Below are 25,804 nucleotides of genomic sequence, written 5' to 3'. Positions count from 1 at the left end.
GTTCCGTCGCGCTAGGAGTTCAAACGCACACGGATCGTCACGCTCGGGCGCCGGGTCCGGTCAGATCGTGGCCAGCTCCCGTCGCGCCGACCGCCGTCGCGCCGCGACCGCCGGGTCGAGCGCCGGTACGGCGGCCAGCAACTGCTCGGTGTACGGGTCCTGCGGGTGGTCGTACACCTGGTCGACGGGGCCCTGTTCGACGATCCGCCCGCGCCGCATCACGGCGACGCGGTCGCTCACCTGGCGGACGACGGCGAGGTCGTGCGCGATGAAGACCAGCGCGAGGCCGAGTTCGCGCTGCAGTTCGGCCAGCAGCGCCACCACCTGGGCCTGGGTGGTGACGTCGAGCGCGGAGACGGGCTCGTCGCAGACGATCACGCGCGGGTCCGCCGCGAGCGCCCGCGCGATGCCGACGCGCTGGCGCTGGCCCCCGCTGAACTCGTGCGGATAGCGGTCGTGGTGCGCCGCTTCGAGGCCGACGCGCTCCAGCAGTTCCCGCACCCGGGCCCGGATCCGCGCGTCGTCCCGCTCGCCCCGCGCACGCAGCGGGTCGGCGATCGACTCGCCCACGCTGCGGCGGGGGTTGAGGGAGGAGACGGGGTCCTGGAAGACCATCTGCACGGCCGGATCGACGCCCGCGCGCGCGTGGCCGTCGTGGCGGACCTCTCCTGCCGTCGGCTCCAGGAGTCCGACGAGCATGCGGCCGAGGGTCGTCTTGCCGCTGCCGCTCTCCCCCACCACGCCGAGGGTCTCGCCCCGGCGGACGGCGAGCGACACCCCGTCCACGGCCGTGAACGCCTTCTTCCCGCGCCCGAACACCCGGTGCAGCCCGACGGCTTCCAGCACCGGCGCGCCGGGTGCGTCGCTCCCGGCGGCGGACTCCGCACGGACCGCCCGGGGCGCGTCCACGCGCGGGACGGCGCCCAGCAGTTCCCGGGTGTACGGCTGGCGGGGCGCGCCCAGGACCTCCGTCACGGGCCCGTGTTCCACCGCCCGCCCGTGCCGCATCACCAGCACCTCGTCGACGCTCTCGGCGGCCACGCCCACGTCGTGGGTGACCAGCAGCAGTCCCATCCCGGTCTCCTCGCGGAGGGTGTGCAGCAGGTCGAGGATCTGCGCCTGGACGGTGACGTCGAGGGCCGTCGTGGGCTCGTCGGCGATCAGCAGCTCGGGCTCGCAGGCCAGCGCCATGGCGATGAGCGCGCGCTGGCGCATGCCGCCGCTGAACTCGTGCGGACGCGACCGGGACCGCCGTACGGCGTCCGGGATGCCCACCCGGTCGAGCACCTCGACGGCACGCGCGCGTGCGGCCCGCCACGAGGCACGCGTGTGCACCCGGTACACCTCGGCGATCTGGTCGCCGACGGCGTAGTACGGGTCGAGCGAGGACAGCGGGTCCTGGAAGACCATGGCGGCCGTCCCGCCCCGCAGCCGGCGCAGCGCGTCCTCCGGCGCCCGCCCCACGTCGACGCCCGCGACCTGGATCGCCCCGCCGACCTCCGCGCCCGTGCCGCGGTGCAGCCCGAGCAGGGCGGAGGCGACCGTGGACTTGCCGGAGCCGGACTCGCCGACGAGGGCGAGGGCGGCGCCCCGCTCCAGCCGGAACCCGAGCCCGTCGACGGCCCGCAGACCGCCGAAGTCGACCGTCAGGCCGCTCACCTCGACGAGGCTCCCGGCCGGGGGCTTCACGGCCTCGCTCATGTCAGCACCACCCGTCGGTCGGCCACCGCGTACAGGACGTCCGCGACGGCGTTGGCGAGGACCACGAAGAAGCCGGTCACCAGGACCATCCCGACGACCACCGGCAGGTCGACGACCTTGACCGCCTCGACCATCTCCCGGCCGATGCCGGGCAGCCCGAACAGGGTCTCGGTGAGCACGGCACCGCCGAACAGGACGCCGATGTTGTTGGCGTTCACGGCGATGAGCGGGGCCAGCGCGCCGCGCAGGGCGTGCCGCCCGATGACGGCCCGCTCCCCGAGGCCGTAGGCGCGGAACGTGCGCACATGGTCCTCGGCGAGCGTCTCCAGCATCGCGGCGCGGGTGATCCTGGCGTAGGTGGCGGACTCCACGAGCGCCAGCGACAGCCAGGGCAGCAGCAGGTTCCAGGCCCACTGCTCGGGGTCGTCGGTGAAGGGCACGTACTGCGGGAAGGGCAGCAGTTCGAGCTGCCCGCAGACGACGATCATCAGGACGAGCCCGATGACGAAGACGGGGGTGGACATGCCCGCGAGGGTGACGGTGGTCAGCAGCCGCTCGGTGGGCCGGCCGCGCCGCCACACCGACAGCACGCCGGTGCCGACGCCGATGATCAGCCACAGCACCATCGAGCCGAGCGCGAGCGAGGCGGTGACCGGGAGTTTCGCCAGGATCAGCGTCAGGACCTGCTGGTCGGTCTGGTAGGACAGGCCGAGGCAGGGCGCGGAGCAGTGCTGGACCGAGGTGCCGGTGGAGTAGTCCTGACCGGCGACGAGCCCTTGCAGGAAGTGCCAGTACCGCGCGTACAGCGGGTCGTCCAGGTGCAGTTGTGCGGCGACCTGCTGCACCTGGGCCGGTGAGCAGCGCGGGCCGCAGGTGATCTGGGCGACGTCGCCGGGGGTGACGTAGAAGACCACGTAGATGATCACCGAGAGGGCGAGCAGGGTGACGACGGCACCGGCCGCCCGGCGTGCGGCGAATCCGCCGAAGCCGTTCATGACGCCCCCTCCTTCCGGCCGTCGCGGCCCTTGCGGCCCGTGCCGACGCGCAGCCGGGAGGCGGCGCGCGGGTCGAGGGCGGTGCGGACGCCGTCACCGAGCACGGTGAGGGCGAGGACGGTGACGAACAGGGCGCCGGCGGGCAGCAGCAGGTAATGCGGGGCGGCCTGGTACCAGACGTTCGCGGAGGTGAGCATCTGCCCCCAGGACGGCGTCGGCGGCCGCACGCCCACGCCGAGGAACGACAGGGCCGCCTCGACGGAGATGTTCGTCGGGACGAGGATGGCCGCGAACGTGATGACGGGCGCGGCGAGGCCCGGCAGCAGTTCGCGCCGGGCGATCCGGACCGTGCCCCACCCGCTCAGGCGGGCGGCGGCCACGTAGTCGGCCTCCTTGAGGGTGAGCGTCTGCGCGCGGACCATCTTGGCGAGGGTGGCCCAGCCGGAGACCAGCCCGACGACCAGCGCCACCAGGACGGGGCGCGGGAAACCGGTGGGCACGACGGCGAGCAGGGCGAGCGCGACGATCATGAGGGGCATCGCGACGAAGATGTCGGCGACGCGGGTCAGGAGCTGGTCGACCCAGCGGTTCCCGAGTCCGGCGGCGACGCCGACGGCGACCCCGAGGACGAGTTGGACGACGGTCGCGGCGAGGGCGACGCCGAGGGACACGCGGGCGCCGTGCACGAGCCGTGCGAACAGGTCGCGTCCGGTCTGCGGTTCGACGCCGAGCCAGTGGTCGGCACTCATGCCGCCGAAGGATCCGACGGGGACGCCGCCGCGCGCGGAGTCCACGAGGGACGGGTGGTAGGTGGTGGGGTCCTGACCTTCGAGCGCGGTGAGGAGGGGTGCGGTGAGCGCGACCAGGACGAGCAGGGCGACGACGGACGCCGCGACGAGGGCTGCGCGCCGCATGCGCAGCCGCCGCCAGAACTGACGGGCCCCCGAGACCCCCGGGGCGTCCGCCCCGGGGGTCTCGACGGCGAGAACTGCCTCACTCACGGCGCTACTTCACCGCGACCTGGGAGATGTCGAGGACGCCGGTCCAGTCGCTGATCACGACGTTCTGGATGTCCTTGCCGTACAGCCGCTTGTAGACGGGGTGGAACAGCGGCACGGTGAGGGCCTTCTCGCCGATCTTGCTGTCGAGGGCGCCCCAGCGCTTGGCGGCGGCGTCGAGGTCGGTGAGCTTGTTGATCGCGTCGATCTCGGCGTTGACCGATGCGTCGTCGAGCTGCCCGTTGTTGAAGTTGGCGCCGTCCTCGACGATCTGCCGGCCGTCGAAGATCGGGGCGAGGAAGGGACCGCCGGAGGGCCAGTCGGCACCCCAGTGGGCGAGGAAGAACCCGGGCTCGGTCTTCACGTCGTGGATCTTGTCGGAGTAGTCGTTGTCCTCCAGGCCCTGGAGCCGGACGGTGACTCCTGCCTTCTTCAGGGCGTCCTGGATGGCGGTGGCGATCTCCGGGCTGGTCTCGAAGTCCTTGGCGTTGGAGTGGGTGAGCGTGACGGTCAGCCCGTCGCCGTGCCCGGCCTCCTTCAGCAGTTCCCGGGCCTTGGCCGGGTCACCGCTGTCACCGGCCGGGAAGTGGTCGTACGGCGTGTGGCCGAAGGACTTCTGGTCGGGCAGGAAGGTGGTGGCGGGCTCGGCCAGCGCGGAGCCGCCGGCGGCGTTGACGACGGAGGAGCGGTCGAGCGCGTACGCGATCGCCTGGCGCACCTTGGGGTCGTCGAACGGCTTGATCTTCGGGTTGAACGCGATGTAGTTCGTGTAGCCGAAGTGGCCGGTGCCGACGCGGGCGGCCAGCTCCTTGTCGCCGGACACCTTGGCGAGCTCGGCCGGGCCGAGGTTGGTGTCGGTGGTGACGGCGGCGGCGTCCGCTCCCTGGGACGCGGACAGCCGCTGGTTGATCACGGAGGAGTCGAGCCCGGACCGTACGTCGATCTTGTCGGGGTACGCCTTGCGCTCGGCGTCCGTCGCGGTGGACCAGTGCGGGTTGCGCTCCAGGACGAGCCGCTCGCCGTCGTTCTCGTTCGTGACGACCTTGTACGGCCCGGAGGAGACCGGGTGCTGCTCGTACTTGGTGCCGGTGTCCTTGGCCTCGGGGACGGGCGTGAACTGGGTCTGCGTGGCCAGGTACGGGAACTCGCCCTCGGGCTTGTTCAGGTGGAAGACGATGGTCCGCTCGTCCGGCGTCTCGATCGCCGACAGGCCCTTCTTGTCCTTGTACGGGCCCTGGTAGCCGGCGGCACCGACCAGCCAGTCCCGCAGGTAGGGGGCGCCGCCGGAGAGCTCGGGGGCGAAGGAGCGCTCGATGCCGTACTTGACGTCGGCGGAGGTGATGCTGGTGCCGTCCTCGTACTTCAGGCCCTCCTTGAGGGTGAAGGTCCAGACGGTGGCGTCCTTGTTGGGGCGCCCGGTGTCGGTGGCGAGGTCGGGGACGACCTGGGCACCGGCCTCGCCGTTCTCGCGGTTGCGGGTGGTGAGGGTGCGGAAGACGAGCGAGGGCACGTTGCCGCCGCCGGAGGTGTAGAGCCGGGCGGGGTCGAAGTCCTGCTGCGGGTTGGAGTTCAGAACGGTCAGCGTGCCGCCCTTGTGGGGCGTGGAGTCGTTGCCGGCTGCCTTGGCATCGTTGTCCTCAGGCCCGCAGGCGGCGACGCCCGCTGCCACGACCAGGCTGACGGATGCCGCTGCCACGCGGCGCGCTATGACGGACGGTTGACGCATCGGAGACGACCTCTCGGTTGGGTGAGCGCGTGCCGGTCCCACTTCGGATCTCGAAACATGAGATGAAACGACACGGAGTGAGACGTGCTGGAACGGACGTCTGCCCCGGCGCCGGTCGTCGAGAGGCCGCGCCCGGTCAGGGACCGGAGCACGGAGAAAAGGAGGAATCGCGACGCGTACGCCGAAGGGCGGGCGTCAGCGACAGTGGATGTCGGCCACGCACAGAGCGGCCACGCCGATGAGCGCCAGCTCGATGGCGGCGCGGCAGGTGGCGGGACGGGACGACATGCGGAGAAATATGAACGATCCGGCCGCGCATGTCAATTTGATCTGCGAGTCACCTGTCAACTCTCGGGGAACGCCCAGGGGTTGGCCTTGCAGGTGATCCCGTCGTGGTCGAGGAACTTGGTCTGCTGCTGCATGACCGGGGCGAGCTCGCCGTCCTTGTCGCAGGTGACATGGCCGAAGCCGAGCCGGTGGCCGACCTCGTGGTTGATCAGCATCTGCCGGTAGGCGTGGATGCGGTCGCCGTAGGTCTCGGACCCCTGCGCCCACCGGTAGGCGTTGATCATCACGCGTTCGGTGGCGGCCGAGTCGCACGAGACGTTGTCCTCGGTGGTGTCGAGGCCCGACTTGGCGCACCAGTCGGCGGTGGTGCCGGGGCTGGCGAGCGTGATCACGAAGTCGGGCTCGCCGCCGTCGACGCGCTCGAAGGTACGGGCGCCGCCATGGGCCCAGCTCCGCTTGTCGTTCAGCGTCTCCTGCACGGCCTCGGCGAACAGCGCGCCGTCCAGCCCGAGGCCCCGCTCGACGTCCACCCGGTAGGTGAACTTCCGTCCGCCGCCAGGGGCCTTGTCGGTCCCCGGTACCGCGTCGAACTTCCCGGAGCCGGTCGCGTTCGCGCTCAGCGCGTACCGCCGGCCCATCTTCTGGTCGTAGGTCAGCGCGACCGCGCCCGGCGCCGCGGAGGGCGTCGGGCGGTCGTCGGTGCGGGAGGCCGCGTCACGTGAGTCCCGCGACCCGTCCCCGGCGGACTCCGCCCGGGCGCGGGTGTCGCCCCGGCCCTGGGCGACCTGCCCGGCGACCACGACGGCCAGCACGGTGACGACGGCGGCCGCCGCGACCCCGGTGAAGGCCCGGCCCTTGCCGCCCTTGGCGGGCACGCCGGTCGGCGGCGCGTGATCGGGACCGGCGCCGGCCACGCCCGGTGTGCCGGGGCCGGGGCCCGGTGGGTACGGCCGCTCGGTGGTGCGGGGCGCGAAGACATCGGCGTCCGTGTCGAAGGCGTCGACGAACTCCTGCCGGGGCCTTGGCACGGCGGCACCGGCCGCCGCGGTGCCGTAGGCGACCGAGGTACGTCCTCTCAGCTCGCCCCAGCCGCCGCCGGGTTCCCGCTGCTCGGGGTGGCCGCTGCGAGCCCTGGGCGCCCCCTGGGCGGGCGTGCCCTCCGCGAACCGGGGGACGCCGTGCGCGGGCGTGCCGTCGGGGTGGCGCGGGACACCCCCTGCGGGAGTCCCGTCGGACAGCCTCGGGGTCCCCTTGGCCGGGGTCCCGTCGGCGAAACGCGGCACCCCCCGCGCGGGCGTCCCGTCGGGAAACATCGGCACACCGCGCGCGGGCGTGCCGTCGGGCAGCCGCGGGGGTCCCTGCGGCGGCGTGGCGCCGGCGGGATGGGGGTGTCCGCCGTACGCCGGGGGTCTCTCCTGCCGGCCGGGCGGGGGCGGCGGCGTTCCCGGGGCGCGGCCGGGACCCGGTACGGAGGGCCGGCGCTGTGGCGCGCCCGGCTCGGGGGGCGCCTGTCCGTCGTCCTGTCGTGCCGTCGTCTCCGTGGCGTCCCGCTTGGCGAGGCCGCGCCGGCTGTGGCGTCCCACCCGCGCCTCAGCTCCCCGGGTTCTCGGTCGGGGCACCCGCGTCGGTGCCGGACGTGCGCGGCCCCGCGTCGGGCTCGCGGCCCTCGGCCTGCGCGAGGAGGTCACAGAAGGCGCGGGCGACGACGTCCGGGTACTCCATCATCGCCACGTGCCCGGCCTCCGGGAGGGTCAGCAGCCGGGAGTCGCGGAAGGCGCGGACCGCCCTGCTGGACATGCGGTGGCCGACGAGCTGGTCCTTGCCGCCGTAGACGAGCAGGGTCGGGGCCAGCACCCGCTCGGCCTGCCGCCACAGCGCGTGCTGCCCGCCCAGGGTGTAGGCGTTGACGAGCCCGCGCGCGGACCGCGTCATCGCGTCCCAGAAGTACGGCAGTTGGAGCCGCCGCTCCATCTCCTCGACGGCATGGCGGAAGCCTTCCGGCGTCACTCGTCCCGGTTCGCCGTAGCAGAGCTGCAGCACGCCGCGGACCCGCTGCTCCGCCGTCCACTTCCTGGTGAACCGCGTGAAGAGCGCCGTCACCCCCGGCACCGCCAGCAGCCCGGTGGGCACGGCGGTGCGCTGGACGCGGAGCTCCGGTAGCGCGGGCGACACGAGGGTGAGCGTACGGACGAGGTCCGGACGGACGGCGGCGACGCGCGTGGAGACCGCGCCGCCGAGCGAGTTCCCGAAGAGGTGTACGGGGCCGCGGCCGGACGCGTCCAGATAGCCGATCACCGCGCGTGCGTGCGCGGTGAGGGAGTAGTCGCCGTCGTCCGGTGGCGGCGAGTCGCCGAAGCCGGGCAGGTCGACGGCCTCGGAGTCGACGACGCTGTCGAGCTGTTCCATGAGCGCCGACCAGTTGAGCGAGGAGCCGCCGAGCCCGTGGACGTACAGCGCGGGCGGCAGCCCTTCCCGCGCGGGCGGGCGCGACCGCACGGTCAGCGTGACCCCGGGCAGCCCGACCGACCGCAGCCGCTCCCCCTCCGCGACCCGGACGGTCGCCACCTGGGGGAGCACATGGGCGGCCGACACGGACGGCGGCTCGGTCGAAGACATGCGGCAATGTTACGAGACGATCACGCGGTGATTCATGCGTTCGCCATTGTGTTCGCCGTCACAAGCCGACGCGTACATGGCAGTGCGGGCGGCGGGAACCGGCCACGTGCACCGGCCTGTGCACAGGAGGCCGGAAACCGCCCGGATCGCCCGCAGATGACCCGCGGATCGCATAGCGTCCGGATCGGGTGTCTCCTAGGCTCGTACGCAGGGCACCCGGACACGGACCCCAGTCTCGCCCGGGGACACCGCACCCCCCACGGGGGCGTTCTAGGAAAGGGAGCCCACCATGGCCGTCGATCCCATCGACCCCGAGATCTTCGTGCACGACGACGCCGAGGAAGCCGACGAGTTCGACGTCGAGGCGCCGCCGGCCGACGCGGCCGAGCAGAAGGCGGAGGTCGCGCCGGACCCCGACGACCCGCTGCCGGAGGTGGACCCGGACTGGGTCAACGAGGCGGATCTGATCGAGCAGGCGCGCGTCGTCTCCCTCGACGAGGACGACTATCGCTGACGGGGCGACCCCGGGGGCGCCGGGACCGGCGAGGGTCCGTCCGGGCGCGGGAGGAGGGCCGCTGAGCAGGAGAGAGGCCAGCCGTATGCCCATTGCGACCCGGTTTCAAACCCTCTACGCGGCTTTCGCCGCCGTCCGGTCCGTGAAATTCTGCGCTCGCACCGCGCACACCCGGGTTACCGAAAAGTACGATGGCCACGCGGCGCACACCGCATGTGGACGATCTTGGGAGGCGGCGTGACAGCCATCGAGCAGACAGAGGCGGCACGCCCGCGGGGCACGCGCCTGCCGCGCCGTGCCCGACGGAACCAGCTGCTGGGCGCCGCCCAGGAAGTCTTCGTGGCGCAGGGCTACCACGCCGCCGCCATGGACGACATCGCCGAGCGCGCCGGCGTCAGCAAGCCGGTGCTCTACCAGCACTTCCCGGGCAAGCTCGACCTCTACCTCGCACTCCTGGACCAGCACTGCGAGTCCCTGATCCAGTCGGTGCGCAGCGCGCTCGCGTCGACCACCGACAACAAGCAGCGCGTGCGCGCCACGATGGACGCCTACTTCGCGTACGTCGAGGACGACGGCGGCGCCTTCCGGCTGGTCTTCGAGTCCGACCTGACCAACGAGCCCGCCGTGCGCGAGCGCGTCGACAAGGTCACGAACGAATGCGCCGAGGCGATCTGCGACGTCATCGCCGAGGACACCGGGCTCTCGCGCGCGGAGTCGATGCTGCTGGCCTCCGGTCTCGGCGGTCTCGCGCAGGTGGTGGCCCGCTCCTGGCTGCACAGCGACCGCAGCGTCCCGCGCGACCAGGCCGTCCAGCTGCTGACGTCGCTGGCCTGGCGCGGCATCGCCGGCTTCCCGCTGCACGGCTCCGACGCGCACTGAGCAGCAGGCGTCACGCACCACGCGCGCGTAGGGGCACCTTCGGCCCGCACGCGCGCGTGGTGCGCGTTTGTTCCCGTCCGCTGTTCGCTCCTGGCGTGGCCCGGCGGAGCGTGGACATCCCCTCACCGGGCTAATGTGTGCTTGGTACGGCGCGCAAGGTCGCGCACTTCACTGACCGTCGGAGGGACATAGCCGTGGAGGTCAAGATCGGCGTGCAGCACGCGCCCCGCGAGATCGTTCTGGAGAGCGGTCAGAGTGCCGAAGACGTCGAGCGGGCGGTGTCCGAGGCGCTGGCCGGCAAGTCTCAGCTGCTGAGCCTCGTCGACGAGCACGGCCGCAAGGTCCTCGTCCCGGCCGACCGTCTCGCGTACGTGGAGCTCGGCGAGCCGGCTCCGCGCAAGGTGGGCTTCGGCGCACTCTGAGGCAGCCGCCACCAAGGCGTGCGGAGAGGGGCCCGGCGACCACCGTCGCCGGGCCCCTCTCCCGTTCCTCCGCCGCCCCGCGGCGCCTCCAGGTCCTCTCCACGGACGGAGCACAGGCCGCTCACAGAGGAGGATTGTATTCCGCAGGTCAGGGGTATGACGGGGTACGACCGTTTCGAGCAGGTCGGCCATGTGGGAGGGACCCCAGCATGCTCTTGGAAGCGCTCAGCTCCGCGATCCTCGGCCTGGCCCTGGCGTGGGCCGCGTACAGCCGCCTGCCGCACCGCATGCCCGCCCGCTCGCTGGTCCTGCCGACCGGTGCCGGCGGCGCCCTCTTCGGCGCCTTCGTCACGCACACCGCGCTCGACTTCGGCAACCTCGCCGTGATCCTGGCCGGCGCCGCGATCGTCGCCACCGCCTCGCTCTCCCTGCTGGTGCGCCCCGCGGGCAGACTGCGCCGCCACTCGGCGACCGCTTAGAGCGGGAGCGATCGCCGGGCGCGTGACGCGTACGCGGGCCCCGGCTAGGCCGCGAGGCCCAGCGCGGCCATCCGCTTGGTGTGCGCCTCGGTGATCCGCGAGAACATCCTGCCGACCTCCGCGAGGTCGAACCCGTCCGCGACCCCGCCCACGAGCATCGTCGACAGCGCGTCCCGGTCGGCGACCACCCGCTGCGACTGCGACAGCGCCTCGCCCATCAGCCGCCGTGCCCAGAGCGCGAGGCGGCCGCCCACGCGCGGGTCGGCGTCGATCGCCGCGCGCACCTTCTCCACCGCGAACTCGGCGTGGCCGGTGTCGTCCAGCACGGCCAGCACCAGGTCGCGCGTGTCCGAGTCGAGCCGGGCGGCGACCTCCCGGTAGAAGTCGCTGGCGATCGAGTCGCCGACGTACGCCTTGACGAGGCCCTCCAGCCAGTCCGAGGGGGCCGTCTGCCGGTGGAAGCCGTCCAGTGCGGCCACGAACGGCTCCATGGCCTCGGTGGGCTCGACGCCGATCTCGGCGAGCCGGTCCCGCAGCTTCTCGTAGTGGTGGAACTCGGCCGACGCCATCTTCGCCAGCTCCGCCTTGTCCGCGAGCGTCGGCGCCAGCTTCGCGTCCTCCGCCAGCCGCTCGAACGCCGCCAGCTCGCCGTAGGCCAGCGCGCCGAGCAGGTCGACGACGGCGGCCCGGTACTGGGGATCGGCGGAGGCCTTCGCCCAGTCCTGGGCGGCGACCCCGGTGCGTGCGACGGGGGTGTCGGCGGTGGCCGCGGCGTCAGAGGTGTTGTCAGGCGTCGTCATGAAGCGCACAATAGCCCGCTTGATGCGTGACGGAAGTCCCTGGTCAATCAGTGTGACGACGACTACGTGACCAATTCGGCCATCGCATGTGCGTGATTCCGGGGTATGGTGGTAATGCGCCCGCTGAGTACCTAGAGGTACCCGACGGGCCGCGCGTTATGAGGATGCCCGGTCGGTGGCCCGATCGGCTCCGACCCGACAGCCCTCCCCGGCCGTACGGCACCATGCGTACGACGACCGGAGGGACACCCTCAGCGGTACGAGCGCTAGAGCGTCGGCAGTGGTCCCGTGCCTTACGGTCCCGCCGTACGGCAGCCGACGTCCCCGGCACGGTCCGTCAAGACCCCCCGCGCTCGCCTCGCACCGCGTACACAGAAGAGGCAGCACCCTGACTACGACTTTCCGAGAGCTCGGAATCCTTCCCGAGACCGCCGAGGCCCTTGAGGCCGTCGGCATCGTCAACCCCTTCCCCATCCAGGAGATGACCCTTCCCGTCGCCCTCTCCGGCACGGACGTCATCGGCCAGGCGAAGACCGGCACCGGCAAGACGCTGGGCTTCGGCCTCCCCCTCCTGGAGCGGGTCACCGTCCCCGCCGACGTCGAGGCGGGCCGTGCCCGTCCCGAAGCCCTCACCGACGCCCCGCAGGCGCTCGTCGTCGTCCCCACGCGCGAGCTGTGCACGCAGGTCACCAACGACCTGCTGACCGCGGGCAAGGTCCGCAACGTCCGCGTCCTCGCCATCTACGGCGGCCGCGCCTACGAGCCCCAGGTCGAGGCGCTGAAGAAGGGCGTCGACGTCATTGTCGGCACCCCGGGCCGGCTCCTGGACCTCGCGGGCCAGAAGAAGCTCGACCTCAAGCACGTCAAGGCGCTCGTCCTCGACGAGGCCGACGAGATGCTGGACCTGGGCTTCCTGCCCGACGTCGAGAAGATCATCAACCTCCTTCCGGCCCGGCGCCAGACCATGCTGTTCTCGGCGACCATGCCGGGTGCGGTCATCGGGCTCGCGCGCCGGTACATGTCGCAGCCGACCCACATCCGCGCGACCGCGCCGGACGACGAGGGCAAGACGGTCGCGAACACGGCGCAGTTCATCTACCGCGCGCACAACATGGACAAGCCCGAGATGGTCGCGCGCATCCTTCAGGCCGACGGCCGGGGACTGGCCATGGTCTTCTGCCGCACCAAGCGCACCGCGGCCGATCTCGCCGACCAGCTCCAGCAGCGCGGCTTCGCGGCCGGCGCGGTCCACGGCGACCTCGGCCAGGGAGCCCGTGAGCAGGCGCTGCGCGCGTTCCGCAACGGCAAGGTGGACGTCCTCGTCTGCACCGACGTCGCCGCGCGCGGCATCGACGTCGAGGGCGTCACGCACGTCATCAACTACCAGTCCCCCGAAGAGGAGAAGACGTACCTGCACCGCATCGGCCGCACCGGCCGCGCGGGCGCCAAGGGCATCGCGATCACCCTCGTCGACTGGGACGACATCCCGCGCTGGCAGCTGATCAACAAGGCGCTGGAGCTCAACTTCAACAACCCGCCGGAGACGTACTCCACCTCTCCGCACCTCTTCGAGGACCTGAACATCCCCGCCGGCACCAAGGGTGTCCTGCCCCGCTCGGAGCGCACGCGCGCCGGGCTGGCGGCGGAGGAGGTGGAGGACCTCGGCGAGACCGGTGGCCGCGGTGCCCGTGGCCGCGGTGACCGGGGCGGCCGGGACGACTCCCGTACCGCGGAGCGCGAGCGCCCGGCGCGCACGCCCCGCCGCCGTCGCCGTACCCGCGGCGGGAACGCGCTGGACGCCCCGGAGGCGCCCGCCGCCACCGGTACGCCGGACGAGGCGGCCCCCGCGGAGTCCGCGACCGAGCCGCGCACGCCCCGCCGCCGTCGCCGCACCCGCGGCGGAGCACTGGCGGAGGCCTCCCTGACGGCCGTCGCCGAGTCGGCTCCGCAGGACGCGGATGCCGCCGTCGACACGGCCGAGGGCCCGGCTCTGACGACCACCGAGGAGACCGCGGCGAAGCCGCGCCGCCGCCGCACCCGCAAGTCGGCGGAGGCGCAGACGGCGCCGGTGGCCGAGGCCGCCGAGGAGGCCGTGCAGGCGTCCGAGCCGGTCGCCGCCGCGCCGGCACCGGTGGCCGAGGAGGCCCCCGCGGCCGCCCCGCGCCGCCGCACCCGCAAGGCCGCGGCGACCGCCGAGGCCCCCGCCGACGCGGCCGAGACGGCCGAGGCCAAGCCGCGCCGGACGCGGAAGACCGCCGCGACCGCCGAGGCGGCCCTCGACACCGCCGAGGCCACCGAGGCCAAGCCCAAGGCACGCCGCACCCGCAAGACCGCGGCAGTCACCGAGGCCGCCGAGATCCCGGCCCAGGCCACGCAGGAGCCGGCGGCGCCCCGCCGCCGTACGCGCAAGGCCGCGGCAGCCGAGGAGACCGTGGAGACAGCCGCCGAGGCGAAGCCGAAGGTGCGTCGCGCCCGCAAGACCGCGGCAGCCGCCGAGGAGCCCGCGGAGAGCTGACCCGCGTCACGCCGACGGCCCGGCCCCACCGAAAGGGGGGCCGGGCCGTCGGCGTTTCCGGGCGTCCGTGCGGCGGACGCCCGGAGGCGCACCGGCTACCCTCCCCCTCGTGAGCACCGAACCCGTCTACACCCCGCCTCCAGGCTCCCGCGCCTACCCACTGCGCACCGGCCGCGGCGCCTTCGCCGTCGTCGACTGCCCCGTCGCGCCCGGGGTGCGGCCCCGCGGGGTCGCGCTGATGCTGCCCGGGTTCACCGGCAGCAAGGAGGACTTCACCCTCATGCAGGGGCCGCTCGCGGAGCGCGGCTATCGCACGGTGGCCGTCGACGGGCGGGGCCAGCACGAGTCGGACGGGCCCGAGCACGACGAATCCGCCTACGAACGGGGTGAGTTGGCGCGTGACGTGCTCGCCCAGGCGGCGGCCCTCGGCCCCCTGGACACCCCGCTGCACCTGTTCGGCCACTCGCTGGGCGGCCAGATCGCCCGCGCGGCCGTCCTCCTCGACCACACGCCCTTCCGGTCGCTGACCCTGATGGCCTCGGGGCCCGCCCAGATCTCGGACTCCCAGCAGCAGCGCGTGAAGCTGCTGCGGGACGCGCTCGCGGTGATGACCATGGCCGAGACCTGGGAGGCGATCCTCGCCATGGGACCACCCGAGGAGGTCGGCGGTCCGGCCCGCGGCATCGGCGGCCCGGATCTGCTGCGCCGCCGCTGGCTGGGCACCAAGCCCGCCCAACTCCTGGCGACGGGACGCCAGTTGTGCACGGAGCCGGACCGCGTGGACGAACTCGACGCGCTGCCGCTGCCGTTCCACGTCCTGTCGGGGGCCAGCGACGACACCTGGCCGGTCTCCGTCCTGGACGACATGGCCGCCCGGCTGCACGCGCACCGGACGGTGATCCCGGGCGCCGAGCACTCCCCCAACGCGGACCGGCCCCTGCCGACGGCTGAGGCCACGGCCGACTTCTGGGACCGCGTCACCGGAGGCTAGGGGGTGTCTCGTCGATCATGCCGGGCTCCCGGCGCATGGCATCGCGCGCTGATCCGGCCTGATCGACACCCCCCTAGTACTGCGTCTGGAGGTGCTCCCAGAAGCCGTCCCGCAGCGCGCGGCGCAGGTCGGCCTGACCGCGCAGGGAGTACTGGAGCAGCCCCTCCGCCTCGACGAGCAGGTCCTGGTCGACGGAGCCCGGGAGGTACGGGTGGCCGGGCAGCAGCTCGACCAGTGACGCGCGTCCGCGTGCCGCGAGCCACTTGGCCGCGATCTGCGCGCCGACGAACCGTACGTCCTCCCGGGTGGGCCGGGCGGCCGCGGCCTCGTGGGCGGCGGCGGTGCGCCGGGAGACGTACGGCTTGAAGAAGTCGAGGTCGAGGGTGCGCTGGCTGTCGACCTCCCAGAGCAGCGGCTCGGCCTGGTTGCGGCCCTCCGGCGCCTCGATGCCCCACAGGTGGACGCGTGCCCCGTACCCCTGGGCCGCCTCGACCGCCGACACGAGGTCCTCGTCGCCGCCGAGAAGGGCCGCGTCGCTGATGGCACGGTGCCGGGCCAGGGACTCCAGGTCGCTCCTGATCAGGGAGTCGACGCCCTTCTGCTGGTTGTTGGCGTTGAGGTTGCCCAGGCGCACCTTGACGTCGGGGAGTTCGGCGATCGACTGCTGTTCCGCGGTGTGGATGCGGCGCCGGGCGCCGTCGTACCAGTAGACGCGCAGCAGCCTGCTGTCGGCGAAGATCGTGCGGGCGCGGTCGATGAGCGCCTCGATCAACCCCTCGGCGTCCAGGTCGAAGGCCCTGCGGTCCTCCGTGCCGGCGACCAGGCGGCCGGCGGCGGCGTAGAGGTAGCCCGCGTCGACGAAGATCGCATGAGTGGAGGGCGTCTTCGCCACCTCGGCGAGCATGCGCAGCAGCAGCTCGTTCGTGTGGTCGATGCGGGCGGCCAGCGCCGCCAGGTCGTCGTTCATCGACTCCATTGTCCCGGCGGTCACGCTGCGAACACAACCGATACCGGTCGGTCTCTGCTTGATCGTTCGTCGATCCCTTACCGGTCAGTAGTTAGTCGTTCGAAAAATTTCTTTAGCGTAGGGAATGTTTGTAACACGCGGCCTGTTGCATACCTATGGAACCGGGAGCGCCATGGCTCGCGGGGCCCTCACCAGATGTTCTCCTCAGGAGGATGACCAGACGAAGGGAGAAGCCATGCGCTTCGAGATCATGCGACTCGACGAGTTCGACGGCACGCCCGTGGACAGCACTGTCGTAGACGCCGCCTCCGTCAACCGGATCGTTCAGCAAGCTGCCGCCATAGGGCAGCGACTCTGGATCCGCCCGGCCGAGAACTCGGCCTCATAACGCGCGGATCATCGACGAAGCTTCTGGGCCCCGTACGGCACGACGCCGTACGGGGCCCTTTGGTCTGCCGAGGGGGCTCAGCTCCCCCGGATCACCTGTGTGACGCCGTTGATGATCTGCTGGACGGCGATCGCGGACAGCATCATGCCCGCGAGCCGCGTCACGAGGACCACTCCCCCGTCCTTGATGACCCGGATGATCAGCAGCGAATACCGCATCACGAGCCACAGCACCACGTGGATGGCGAGGATCGCCGTCCACACCGACACCTGGGTGCCGACGGTGTCGGCCTTCTGCACGGCGAGGATCACGGAGACGATCGCGCCCGGCCCGGCCAGCAGCGGCATGCCGAGCGGGACGAGGGCGACGTTCACGTCCTTGGTCTGCTGCGGCTCGTCCGTCTTGCCGGTGAGCAGGTCGAGCGCGATGAGCAGGAGCAGCAGACCGCCCGCGATCATCAGCGCCGGCACGGAGACGTGCAGGTAGTCGAGGATCTGGTGACCGAGGAGCCCGAAGACCGCGATCACACCGCCCGCCACGCAGACGGCCTGGAAGGCCATCTGCCGTTGCACCTTGGCGGGCCGGCCCGCGGTGAGCGCGAGGAAGATCGGGGTGATCCCGGGGGGATCCATGATCACGAAGAGGGTGAGGAAGAGCGAGCCGAAGACGGCGACGTCGAACATGGGATGAGCAGTGCCTTGCGCAGGGGCGTGCCGCCGCGACCGGTCGCCCGCGGGGCGGACGGGTGGGCACGGTGGACGGCGCCGGGTGGATCGGACGGACGGGTGAGGGTTCTCAGACTCCGCCGGTACCGGGGACGGGGAACGCGCCGGTCGCCCGCCGCGTGATCTCGCCGTACACCTCGGGATCGGTGGTGAACTCGCCGAGGACGCAGGTCTTGCGGCTCCCGTGGTAGTCGCTCGAACCGGTCGTCAGCAGGCCGAGCTCCTGGGCGAGCCCGCGCAGCCGCACGCGGGTGCCGGGGTCGTGGTCCATGTGGTCGACCTCGATCCCGTCGAGGCCGGCCGCGGCCAGCTCGGCGATCGTGGACTCCGGGACCGTACGGCCGCGCTTGCTCGCGGCGGGGTGGGCGAAGACGGTGACGCCCCCGGCGGCCTTGACCAGCCGGACGGCCTCGAAGGGGTCCGTCTCGTGCTTCTGCACGTGGGCCCGGCCGCCGTCGGCCAGCCAGTCCTGGGTGAAGGCGTCGTCCACGCTCGCCACGACGCCGAGCTCGACGAGCGCGGAGGCGACGTGCGGGCGGCCGACCGAGCCGCCGCCGGCGATCCGGCTCACCTGCTCCCAGGTGACGGGCACGCCCAGCGCGTTCAGCTTGGCGACCATGCTCTTGGCGCGCGGCACCCGGTCGTCGCGCACCAGCTCGCGCTCGGCGAGCAGGGCGGGCTCCTCGGGGTCGAAGAGGTAGGCCAGCAGATGCATGCTGATGCCGTCGACACGGCAGGACAGTTCGGCGCCGGTGACGAGCGTGAGCCCTTCCGGCAGCGCGGTGATCGCCTCGGCGTACCCACGGGTCGTGTCGTGGTCGGTGAGCGCCACGACGTCCAGCCCGGCCTCGGCGGCGTGACGCACCAGCTCGGCGGGCGTGTCCGTGCCGTCGGACGCGGTGGAGTGGGTGTGCAGGTCGATACGCACGACGCGGACTCCAGTCAGGACGGCACGGAAGGGACCGCACAAGGATAGCCGTATTTCCGGACCCTTCTGTCACACCCGTACAAGCCCGGCGCCCCCTACACGGGGCGCGGCCGCTACGGCTCGAGCAGGCGCGGGGACAGTGCCCCGCAGGGCACCAGCTCCACCTCGGCCCCGGCGTCCCGCAGATCGGTCAGCACCAGTTCGTCGTACATCAGCAGCCCGGACTGCTCGGGCCACATGATCGCCCACAGCCACACCCCGAGGGCCTCGCCGGCGAAGACGGCACGGTCGTCGGGGGTGCCGGAGACATGCCACAGCGGGGTCGGGCGGCCGGTGGCGAGGACCTTGGCCTGCGGCGGCTTCTCGACGTCGATGTACGACCCCGGGTCGGGTCCGTCGATCCCGGCGTAACGGGCGCCGAGTCCGACGCCGAGCTCCTCGGCGACCAGGATCAGCTCGCCGGGGCCGCCGAGCGGTCCGGGTCCGGAACAGGCCACGGCGCTCGCGCGTCCGCCGCTGCGGTCGTCGCCCGCGCCGGCGACGCCGGTGAACAGCCACCCGATGGGCAGCGGCCACGGCATCCACACGGGCACCCGCGTGCGGTGCACGACCACGCCGAGCGCCTCGACGCTCGGCGGGATCACGGGCTGCACCGGATACACGGTGCCGTGCACGTCGCATTGCCAGGTGTCGGCGAAGAGTCCGGGAGCCCTGACCCGGCCACCACACTTCGGGCAACTGGGTTCGCCCCTCATAGGGCCCCACGGTCCTACCCCTTCCGCGTCACGTCAAGGACGATCACCCGTCCGGACGGGACGCGTGGACCAGGGGATATAGATGTAGCTTGCATTAATTAGACTGGCTAATCTAATCTGTTCAGGTACCCACCACCGTCGCCGACTGTCTCAGTCGTCCCAGTCCTGATTGGAGAACGGCATGGACCCCCTCGATGCTGGATCCGGCGGCATCCTCCGCCAGCCCAAGGCCGTCTGGGCGACCGCCGGCGCGTCCGTCGTCGCCTTCATGGGCATCGGGCTCGTCGACCCGATCCTGCCGTCCATCGCGAGCGGCCTGGACGCCACGGCCGGTCAGGTCTCCCTCCTCTTCACCTCGTACTTCCTGATCACCGCCGTGGCGATGCTGCTCACCGGATTCGTCTCCAGCCGTATAGGCGGCCGCAGGACGCTGCTGCTCGGCCTGGCGCTGGTCGTCGTCTTCGCCGCGCTCGCCGGCACGTCCGGCTCGGTCGGCGAACTGGTCGGGTTCCGCGCCGGCTGGGGCCTGGGCAACGCCCTCTTCGTCTCCACCGCCCTCGCGGTGATCGTCGGAGCGGCGGCCGGCGGCAGCGCCGCGGCGATCCTGCTGTACGAGTCCGCCCTCGGGCTCGGCATGGCGTGCGGACCGTTGCTGGGGGCGCTGCTCGGCGACGCCAGCTGGCGCTACCCGTTCTTCGGCACCGCGTTCCTCATGGCCGTCGGCTTCCTGTGCATCTGGGTGTTCCTCAAGGAGCAGCCCAAGCCGGCCCGCAAGACCTCGGTGCTCGACCCGATCCGCGCGCTCGGCCACGGCGGCCTGGCGTCGGCGGCGGCCTCGGCGTTCTTCTACAACTACACGTTCTTCACCGTGCTGGCCTTCACCCCGTTCGTGCTGAACATGAGCCCGTACCGGTCGGGCGCGGTGTTCTTCGCCTGGGGTGTGCTGCTCGCCGTGTTCTCGGTGATCGTGGCCCCGCGCCTGCAGGAGCGGTTCGGCTCGCTGCGGGTGCTCGGCGGCTCGCTCGTCCTGCTCGCGGTGGACGTGCTCGTCCTCGGGTACGGCGACCACACGACCGCCGTGGTCTGCACGATCCTTTCGGGTGCGTCCATCGGGGTGAACAACACCGTCTACACCGAACTGGCGCTCGGCGTGTCGGACGCGCCGCGCCCCGTGGCCAGCGCCGGCTACAACTTCGTCCGCTGGTTCGCGGCGGCTGCGGCGCCGTTCTCCGCCCCCCGGATCGAGGAGTGGACCGGCAGTCTCCGGGTGCCGTTCGTGGTGGCGGCCGTCACCGCGGTGCTGGGGGCGCTCGTCGTCCTCGTCCGCCGCAAGGCGCTCACCCTGGAGGCCGAGGAGCACGCCACCCGGCACGCGACCCAGGACAGCGTCACCGTGTTCGCCAACTGATGCTTTTCCGCTGGCCGGTTGGTGAGATCGCTCACGTAGGCGCTCACGTCAGCGGGACGGACGTGCGGGTGGGATCCCGCAGGTCCGTCCCGTGCGTCAGCCAGCGCTCCTGGAGGGCCTGGGCGCCGTGCACGCGCTTCCAGGCGGCCTCGTTCGGCGTCATCGGCAGCAGCGGCAGGAAGCTCACCGGGTCGAGGGGGGCGTCGAGGTCCAGGTCCTCGACCAGGCCGCCCGGCTCGGCGACCAGGACCGAGGTGAACGGGGCGCCGGGCCACAGCGGTTCGCCGACGTCGAGGGAGGCGCCGGGCGCCACGACGACACCCTCCACCTGCGGGGACGCGGCGAGCACCGCGAGCGGGCGGAGCACCTTGTCGGTGTCGGCGAGACCGGCGCGGACGGACAGGACCAGCTCGGCGCGCGGGCCCCGGACAGGGTCGGCGACCACGGCCGTCGGGTCCGTCATGGGGTGCGCGGACATGCCGAGGGTGGCGTAGCGGACGATGTCGCCCTCCTGGAAGCGGAGCACCTCGACGCGGTCGGTGCCGAGGAAGGTGACCGCGGCGCGTGCGCCCGGTTCGCCGAGGGCGGTGCGGAGCCGGGCCTCGACCAGGGGAAGAACATCAGCCATGTCGCGAGCATAGAACTCGTCAGGGCGCGGCAAAGCAGCGCCTTGACACTTCAGTCGGCTGATACTCTTGCCCGGTGTTCGGGCAGCGTGCCAAGGCATCGCGAACGAGTCCCGACGCCTGAATACTCCCGTACGGGGAACCCCTTAGGGGTATGGAACGTCCCTCACGAGGGACCGGCCGGAGGAGGTGGGGCTGTCATGGATCGAAGTCGACCGTGCAGTACCACTCGCTCTTCCCGCCGTTGATGTAGCTGGTTCGGCTGTTCCGGCTCCGGCTGACCGCCGCCTTTCACACTGGTGATCCTGACGCGGAAGAGCACTTCGTTTCGCTTTGCCTGATCGGTCTGATCTGTTTCAGCAACGAAGCCCATCACCGCAACGGTGCGGTGCTCCCCGCTTTGTGGACGTACCAAACATCCTGAGGTCAGGACGTCCTCATTCCGGGCAGTTCCACCCGTGTGGCGGTACGCACGCGCTTCGTTGCCCGTCGCGAAGGAGCCTGCTCATGTCGATGATCCGCGACCTGCGTGCCGTGGTCCGTCCGTCCCGCATCTCGCTGCGCAAGGACGGCGGCCCCTACGAGACCACCCGTGACCCCGCGACGCCCTCCGCCGTCGTCGACTGCGCCGTCTACCGCGACGGCACCCGCCTGGCGACCGCGACGCCGCTGACGCCGCACGAGGCGATGCGCCAGGTGCGCCGCGACGGTGGCTTCGTCTGGATCGGGCTGCACGAGCCCACCGAGGCCGAATTCGCCGGAATCGCCAGCGAGTTCGGGCTGCACCCGCTGGCCGTCGAGGACGCCGTGCAGGCGCACCAGCGGCCCAAGCTGGAGCGCTACGACGACACCCTGTTCACCGTCTTCAAGACGGTCCACTACGTCGAGCACGACCGCCTCACCGCCAACAGCGAGGTCGTCGAGACCGGCGAGGTGATGTGCTTCACCGGCCGGGACTTCTTCATCACCGTCCGGCACGGCGGCCAGGGCTCGCTGCGAGCGCTGCGGCACCGCCTCCAGGACGACCCCGAGCTGCTCGCGAAGGGCCCGTCCGCGGTGCTGCACGCCATCGCCGACCACGTGGTGGACGGCTACATCGCCGTCGCCGACGCCGTGCAGGACGACATCGACGAGGTGGAGACCGAGGTCTTCTCGCCGGGCCGCAAGGGCGCGCCGCGCGGCACGGACGCCGGCCGGATCTACCAACTCAAGCGCGAGGTGCTGGAGTTCAAGCGGGCGGTGTCGCCGCTGCTGCGCCCGATGCAGCTGCTGAGCGAGCGGCCGATGCGACTGATCGACCCCGACATCCAGAAGTACTTCCGGGACGTCGCCGACCACGTCGCGCGCGTGCACGAGCAGGTCATCGGCTTCGACGAACTGCTGAACTCGATCCTCCAGGCCAACCTCGCGCAGGCGTCCGTCGCGCAGAACGAGGACATGCGCAAGATCACCTCCTGGGCGGCGATCATCGCCGTCCCGACGATGGTCTGCGGGGTGTACGGCATGAACTTCGACTACATGCCGGAGACGCACTGGAAGTACGGCTACCCGGTGATCATGAGCGTGACGGTGGCCATCTGTCTGGGCATCCACCGCACGCTCAAGCGCAACGGCTGGCTCTGATCCGGCCGGGCCCCGCTGGATAGGCTTGGGCCATGACAAGCGAGCTGCTCGACCAGGCCCTCGTCGAGGAGGCCACGAAGAAGTCCGGCCTCGTCTGGGTCACGGCGCCGGGTGTCCCGGCCCGCGCGCTGTGGCACGTGTGGCACGAGGGTGCCGCGTGTGTCGTGGGCGACGGCCCGGGTGAGCAGCCGCTGACCGGCCTGGCCGACGGGGCCGTCGTCGAGGTCACCGTGCGCAGCAAGGACAAGGGCGGCCGGCTGGTGTCATGGCCGGCGCGGGTCGTCGAGCTGGCGGCGCCGACCGAGGCGTGGGAGGCCGCGGTCGCCGACCTCAAGGGCAAGCGCCTGAACGCCCCGGACGGCGAGGCGATGCCCGGGCGCTGGGCGCGCGAGTGCCGGGTGCTGCGCCTGGAGCCGGCGGGAGCGGTGGCCCCGCTGCCCGACGGCTCCCTCGCCGAGGTCCCCGTGCCGACACCGGCGACGACCCGCCGCCCGATCCCCGCGGGGCTGCCGCGGCTGCTGGCGAAGCGCCGCAAGCGCGGGTAGGCGGGGGTCAGGACGACGGCAGCTGCCGGCCGTAGTCCACCGTGTCGTCCTTGTTCGGCTTCTCCAGCGGGAAGTCCTTGCCCCACGCCGAGAAGGTGAGGGTGCCGGCGCCGCCCGCGCGGGTCAGGAGCAGCGGGTAGGGCTTGCCCTCCAGGGAGACGTCGAGGGTGCCGCCGTCGCCGCCGTCACCGGAGAGCCGGATGGTGCGCAGGCCCGCCTGCTCGTGGTGCCCGTCCGTGGCCACCTTGCCGTGCAGCACCAGCAGCCCGTCGAGCAGCACGTCCTTCTCGGTGAACCCGCTGAACTTCTTGTAGGAGGGGTCGCCCTGCGGCACCTTCACGTACTTGCCGTCCAGCTTGTCGACTGCCGCCGCGTCCGCCTTGCCGTCGGTGCCCGCGTCGCTCCAGAAGCCGGCGTCGGCCTTCAGGAACAGCTGCTCGCCGATGCGCAGCAGATGGAACGTGGACCCGCGCGCGGTGACCGATCCGGTCGCGCCGTCGGCGTTCAGCCGCATGTCGAGTCGGTAGGTGCGTCCGCTGGTGACCACGTTCCCCGAGAGGTGCACCGCCTGGGCGGAGTCGGCGGCGGCCCGGGTCTTGCGCTGGATCTCGGCCGGGGACAGTTTGCCGACCCCGTTGGTCCCCGCGTCGGGGTCCTCGCTGCTGCATCCCGTCAGCCCCGTCGCCGACACGACCAGGGCGCACACGGCGGACACCAGCGCGGCCTTGCGGGGGCGGCCGTGCGGAATCGCAGTCACAGGTGGGGCTGCCTTTCTGTCGTGGTACCCGAGCGGCGTACGGCAGCGTACCGGGGCGTCGCGCCCTGGGCGGAGCCAGTCCGTCCGGACCGCCCACCAGGGCGGACCGGATGCGGACGGGCTAGCCTGAAGCCCACCCGAGCGGGCAATTCGGAAAGGGCGCCCCCGGCGCGGCACCCCGCCCCAGCAGCACCACGATTTCGGTCGACCCCGCAACTCAGAGGAGCCTCAGCCATGGCAGCCGGCGCGCCCCGGATCTTCGTCTCGCACCTCGCCGGTGTCGCCGCGTTCGACCCGAACGGCGACCAGGTGGGGCGGGTGCGGGACCTGGTCGTCATGCTGCGCGTCGGCCGGCGCCCGCCGCGGCTGCTCGGTCTGGTGGTGGAACTGTCCACCCGGCGCCTCATCTTCCTGCCGATGACGCGGGTGACCAGCATCGAGTCCGGCCAGGTCATCACCACCGGGGTGCTGAACGTCCGCCGGTTCGAGCAGCGGCCCACCGAGCGGCTGGTCTTCGGTGAGCTGCTCGACCGGCGCGTCACCCTCGTCGAGACCGGCGAGGAGGTCACCGTCCTGGACCTGTCGGTGCGGCAGCTGCCCGCCCGCCGGGACTGGGAGATCGACAAGGTGTTCGTCCGCAAGGGCGGCCGCAGCGGCGCCTTCCGGCGGGCCAAGGGCGAGTCGCTGACGGTCGAGTGGTCCGCCGTCACCGGGTTCTCGCTGGAGGAGCAGGGCCAAGGCGCGGAGAGCCTGCTGGCCACGTTCGAACAGCTGCGTCCCGCCGACCTCGCCAACGTGCTGCACCACCTCTCCCCCAAGCGTCGTGCCGAGGTCGCCGCCGCCCTCGACGACGACCGCCTCGCCGACGTGCTGGAGGAGCTGCCGGAGGACGACCAGATCGAGATCCTCGGCAAGCTGAAGCAGGAGCGCGCCGCCGACGTCCTGGAGGCCATGGACCCCGACGACGCGGCCGACCTGCTCGGCGAGCTGCCCCCGGACGAGCAGGAGCGGCTGCTGAACCTGATGCAGCCCTCGGACGCGGCCGACATGCGCCGCCTGATGTCGTACGAGGAGCACACGGCCGGCGGTCTGATGACGACCGAGCCGATCATCCTGCGTCCCGACGCCACCGTCGCCGACGCCCTGGCCCGCATCCGGCACCCCGACCTGTCCCCGGCCCTGGCCGCCCAGGTCTACGTCTGCCGGCCGCCCGACGAGACCCCCACCGGCAAGTACCTCGGCACCGTCCACTTCCAGCGCCTGCTGCGCGACCCGCCGTACACCCTGGTCAGCTCCATGGTGGACGAGGCGCTGGAGGCCCTGACGCCGGACGCGGCGCTGCCGGTCGTCGCCGGGTTCTTCGCGACGTACGACATGGTCGCGGCGCCCGTCGTCGACGACTCGGGGTCGCTGCTGGGGGCGGTCACCGTGGACGACGTCCTGGACCACATGCTGCCCGACGACTGGCGGGAGACCGAGTTCCACCTGGACGAGGACTCCGGCGAGGGGGTGGGCGCGGATGGCTCCTGACCGCGAGGGCGGCGGACGCGACCGCGCCACGGCGGGCGCGACGGCCGCCGGACGGGGACCGCGTGCCCGGCTGGACCAGCCGCGCCTACCGCGCCGCCGCATCCTGCCCGAGTGGGACCCGGACGCCTTCGGACGGCTGTCGGAGCGGGTCGCCCGGTTCATCGGCACCGGGCGGTTCCTGGTCTGGATGACCATCGTGATCATCCTGTGGGTGCTGTGGAACATCGCGGCGCCCAGGGAGCTGCGCTTCGACGAGTATCCGTTCATCTTCCTGACCCTGGCGCTGTCCCTGCAGGCGTCGTACGCCGCCCCGCTGATCCTGCTCGCGCAGAACCGGCAGGACGACCGGGACCGGGTCAACCTCGAACAGGACCGCAAGCAGAACGAGCGGTCGATCGCCGACACCGAGTACCTGACCCGCGAGATCGCGGCGCTGCGGGTCGGTCTGGGCGAGGTCGCCACCCGCGACTGGATGCGCTCGGAGCTGCAGGACCTGGTGAAGGAACTGGAGGAGCGGCAGAACGGGCATCGCGACCGCGGGGTATTCCCGGCAGGACGGTCCCCGGGACGTGACGTAGACGACCGCTGACGGCCTTACCTGCGCATGGCTACCGGGCCGTACCATCGT

General features: G+C 72.2%; 26 protein-coding genes. 12 read left to right on the top strand and 14 right to left on the bottom strand.

The window, feature by feature from the left end:
- Positions 1 to 60: 60 nt before the first annotated feature.
- From ACFRAC_RS09905 to ACFRAC_RS09875, 7 genes are all read right to left on the bottom strand, one after another.
- Positions 61 to 1,701 carry a dipeptide ABC transporter ATP-binding protein gene (locus ACFRAC_RS09905; protein ID WP_382922979.1) on the bottom strand — a complete coding sequence of 547 codons (1,641 nt, stop codon included), beginning with the start codon at positions 1,699 to 1,701 and terminating at the stop codon, positions 61 to 63.
- Positions 1,698 to 2,696: an ABC transporter permease gene (locus tag ACFRAC_RS09900; protein WP_382922977.1), complete on the bottom strand. Its 999-nt coding sequence runs from the start codon at positions 2,694 to 2,696 to the stop codon at positions 1,698 to 1,700. The genes ACFRAC_RS09905 and ACFRAC_RS09900 overlap by 4 nt, the downstream gene beginning before the upstream one ends.
- Complete coding sequence (locus tag ACFRAC_RS09895; protein WP_382922975.1) at positions 2,693 to 3,697, bottom strand: ABC transporter permease; 1,005 nt, start codon at positions 3,695 to 3,697, stop codon at positions 2,693 to 2,695. Before ACFRAC_RS09895 ends, ACFRAC_RS09900 begins: the two co-directional genes overlap by 4 nt.
- Positions 3,698 to 3,701: 4 nt before the next feature.
- Positions 3,702 to 5,420: an ABC transporter substrate-binding protein gene (locus ACFRAC_RS09890; RefSeq protein WP_382922973.1), complete on the bottom strand. Its 1,719-nt coding sequence runs from the start codon at positions 5,418 to 5,420 to the stop codon at positions 3,702 to 3,704.
- Between the two features lie 195 nt (positions 5,421 to 5,615).
- Positions 5,616 to 5,708 carry an Ms4533A family Cys-rich leader peptide gene (locus ACFRAC_RS09885; protein ID WP_361344904.1) on the bottom strand — a complete coding sequence of 31 codons (93 nt, stop codon included), beginning with the start codon at positions 5,706 to 5,708 and terminating at the stop codon, positions 5,616 to 5,618.
- 56 nt (positions 5,709 to 5,764) lie between these two features.
- Positions 5,765 to 7,291 (bottom strand): DUF3152 domain-containing protein, encoded by a 1,527-nt coding sequence (locus ACFRAC_RS09880; protein WP_382922970.1) that lies wholly within the window; start codon positions 7,289 to 7,291, stop codon positions 5,765 to 5,767.
- Between the two features lie 7 nt (positions 7,292 to 7,298).
- On the bottom strand, positions 7,299 to 8,324 hold the full coding sequence (locus ACFRAC_RS09875; RefSeq protein WP_382922968.1) for an alpha/beta fold hydrolase: 1,026 nt from the start codon (positions 8,322 to 8,324) through the stop codon (positions 7,299 to 7,301).
- 289 nt (positions 8,325 to 8,613) lie between these two features.
- Between ACFRAC_RS09875 and ACFRAC_RS09870 the strand changes: the two genes are divergently transcribed.
- The 4 genes from ACFRAC_RS09870 to ACFRAC_RS09855 all read left to right on the top strand — a co-directional run bounded on the left by ACFRAC_RS09870 (position 8,614) and on the right by ACFRAC_RS09855 (position 10,618).
- Entirely contained in the window at positions 8,614 to 8,838 is a 225-nt protein-coding gene (locus ACFRAC_RS09870; RefSeq protein WP_382922966.1) for a hypothetical protein, read from the top strand.
- Positions 8,839 to 9,075: 237 nt separating this feature from the next.
- The gene (locus ACFRAC_RS09865) at positions 9,076 to 9,717 is read left to right on the top strand and encodes a TetR/AcrR family transcriptional regulator (RefSeq protein ID WP_361344911.1); all 642 of its coding nucleotides are present in this window, start codon (positions 9,076 to 9,078) and stop codon (positions 9,715 to 9,717) included.
- 194 nt (positions 9,718 to 9,911) lie between these two features.
- Positions 9,912 to 10,139, top strand: coding sequence for a DUF3107 domain-containing protein (locus ACFRAC_RS09860; RefSeq protein ID WP_062668721.1), 228 nt, complete (start codon positions 9,912 to 9,914; stop codon positions 10,137 to 10,139).
- A gap of 209 nt (positions 10,140 to 10,348) precedes the next feature.
- Positions 10,349 to 10,618: a hypothetical protein gene (locus ACFRAC_RS09855; protein WP_382922963.1), complete on the top strand. Its 270-nt coding sequence runs from the start codon at positions 10,349 to 10,351 to the stop codon at positions 10,616 to 10,618.
- A 44-nt stretch (positions 10,619 to 10,662) separates the two neighbouring features.
- Here the strand turns inward: ACFRAC_RS09855 and ACFRAC_RS09850 are convergent, their stop codons facing one another.
- Entirely contained in the window at positions 10,663 to 11,427 is a 765-nt protein-coding gene (locus ACFRAC_RS09850) for a ferritin-like fold-containing protein (protein ID WP_382922961.1), read from the bottom strand.
- A 472-nt stretch (positions 11,428 to 11,899) separates the two neighbouring features.
- Here ACFRAC_RS09850 and ACFRAC_RS09845 point away from each other — a divergent pair, with 472 nt between their 5' ends.
- Positions 11,900 to 13,933: a DEAD/DEAH box helicase gene (locus ACFRAC_RS09845; protein WP_382922959.1), complete on the top strand. Its 2,034-nt coding sequence runs from the start codon at positions 11,900 to 11,902 to the stop codon at positions 13,931 to 13,933.
- Positions 13,934 to 14,042: 109 nt separating this feature from the next.
- The gene (locus ACFRAC_RS09840) at positions 14,043 to 14,924 is read left to right on the top strand and encodes an alpha/beta fold hydrolase (protein WP_382922958.1); all 882 of its coding nucleotides are present in this window, start codon (positions 14,043 to 14,045) and stop codon (positions 14,922 to 14,924) included.
- 73 nt (positions 14,925 to 14,997) lie between these two features.
- Here ACFRAC_RS09840 and ACFRAC_RS09835 read toward each other — a convergent pair whose 3' ends face one another.
- Entirely contained in the window at positions 14,998 to 15,891 is an 894-nt protein-coding gene (locus ACFRAC_RS09835) for an NYN domain-containing protein (protein WP_361344919.1), read from the bottom strand.
- A gap of 235 nt (positions 15,892 to 16,126) precedes the next feature.
- On the opposite strand from ACFRAC_RS09835, the gene ACFRAC_RS09830 reads away from it, so the two are divergent.
- Entirely contained in the window at positions 16,127 to 16,279 is a 153-nt protein-coding gene (locus tag ACFRAC_RS09830; RefSeq protein ID WP_382922955.1) for a hypothetical protein, read from the top strand.
- Between the two features lie 77 nt (positions 16,280 to 16,356).
- Here ACFRAC_RS09830 and ACFRAC_RS09825 read toward each other — a convergent pair whose 3' ends face one another.
- The 3 genes from ACFRAC_RS09825 to ACFRAC_RS09815 all read right to left on the bottom strand — a co-directional run bounded on the left by ACFRAC_RS09825 (position 16,357) and on the right by ACFRAC_RS09815 (position 18,687).
- On the bottom strand, positions 16,357 to 16,962 hold the full coding sequence (locus ACFRAC_RS09825; protein WP_382922953.1) for a MarC family protein: 606 nt from the start codon (positions 16,960 to 16,962) through the stop codon (positions 16,357 to 16,359).
- A gap of 112 nt (positions 16,963 to 17,074) precedes the next feature.
- Complete coding sequence (locus tag ACFRAC_RS09820) at positions 17,075 to 17,932, bottom strand: PHP domain-containing protein (protein WP_361344925.1); 858 nt, start codon at positions 17,930 to 17,932, stop codon at positions 17,075 to 17,077.
- 113 nt (positions 17,933 to 18,045) lie between these two features.
- Positions 18,046 to 18,687, bottom strand: a complete 642-nt coding sequence (locus ACFRAC_RS09815; protein WP_382922950.1) for a DUF6758 family protein — start codon at positions 18,685 to 18,687, stop codon at positions 18,046 to 18,048.
- A gap of 181 nt (positions 18,688 to 18,868) precedes the next feature.
- Here ACFRAC_RS09815 and ACFRAC_RS09810 point away from each other — a divergent pair, with 181 nt between their 5' ends.
- On the top strand, positions 18,869 to 20,095 hold the full coding sequence (locus tag ACFRAC_RS09810; protein ID WP_382922948.1) for an MFS transporter: 1,227 nt from the start codon (positions 18,869 to 18,871) through the stop codon (positions 20,093 to 20,095).
- Between the two features lie 43 nt (positions 20,096 to 20,138).
- On the opposite strand, the gene ACFRAC_RS09805 is transcribed toward ACFRAC_RS09810, so the two are convergent.
- Entirely contained in the window at positions 20,139 to 20,723 is a 585-nt protein-coding gene (locus ACFRAC_RS09805) for a suppressor of fused domain protein (protein ID WP_382922946.1), read from the bottom strand.
- Between the two features lie 505 nt (positions 20,724 to 21,228).
- Here ACFRAC_RS09805 and ACFRAC_RS09800 point away from each other — a divergent pair.
- A complete protein-coding gene (locus ACFRAC_RS09800) occupies positions 21,229 to 22,344 on the top strand; it encodes a magnesium and cobalt transport protein CorA (protein ID WP_361344932.1) in 1,116 nt (371 codons plus the stop codon).
- Between the two features lie 32 nt (positions 22,345 to 22,376).
- Positions 22,377 to 22,889, top strand: coding sequence for a hypothetical protein (locus ACFRAC_RS09795; protein ID WP_382922944.1), 513 nt, complete (start codon positions 22,377 to 22,379; stop codon positions 22,887 to 22,889).
- Between the two features lie 7 nt (positions 22,890 to 22,896).
- Here ACFRAC_RS09795 and ACFRAC_RS09790 read toward each other — a convergent pair whose 3' ends face one another.
- Positions 22,897 to 23,646, bottom strand: coding sequence for a hypothetical protein (locus ACFRAC_RS09790; protein WP_382922942.1), 750 nt, complete (start codon positions 23,644 to 23,646; stop codon positions 22,897 to 22,899).
- A 234-nt stretch (positions 23,647 to 23,880) separates the two neighbouring features.
- Here ACFRAC_RS09790 and ACFRAC_RS09785 point away from each other — a divergent pair, with 234 nt between their 5' ends.
- Together ACFRAC_RS09785 and ACFRAC_RS09780 are read left to right on the top strand one after the other, a co-directional pair.
- Entirely contained in the window at positions 23,881 to 25,176 is a 1,296-nt protein-coding gene (locus tag ACFRAC_RS09785) for a magnesium transporter MgtE N-terminal domain-containing protein (RefSeq protein WP_382922940.1), read from the top strand.
- Complete coding sequence (locus tag ACFRAC_RS09780; RefSeq protein ID WP_382922938.1) at positions 25,166 to 25,765, top strand: DUF1003 domain-containing protein; 600 nt, start codon at positions 25,166 to 25,168, stop codon at positions 25,763 to 25,765. Before ACFRAC_RS09785 ends, ACFRAC_RS09780 begins: the two co-directional genes overlap by 11 nt.
- Positions 25,766 to 25,804: the final 39 nt, after the last annotated feature.

This window comes from Streptomyces sp. NPDC056628 (assembly GCF_042792555.1).
Classification (GTDB): Bacteria; Actinomycetota; Actinomycetes; order Streptomycetales; family Streptomycetaceae; genus Streptomyces.
The sequence above is the reverse complement of the archived record's forward strand: the minus strand, read 5'-3'. Positions and strand labels throughout refer to the sequence as shown.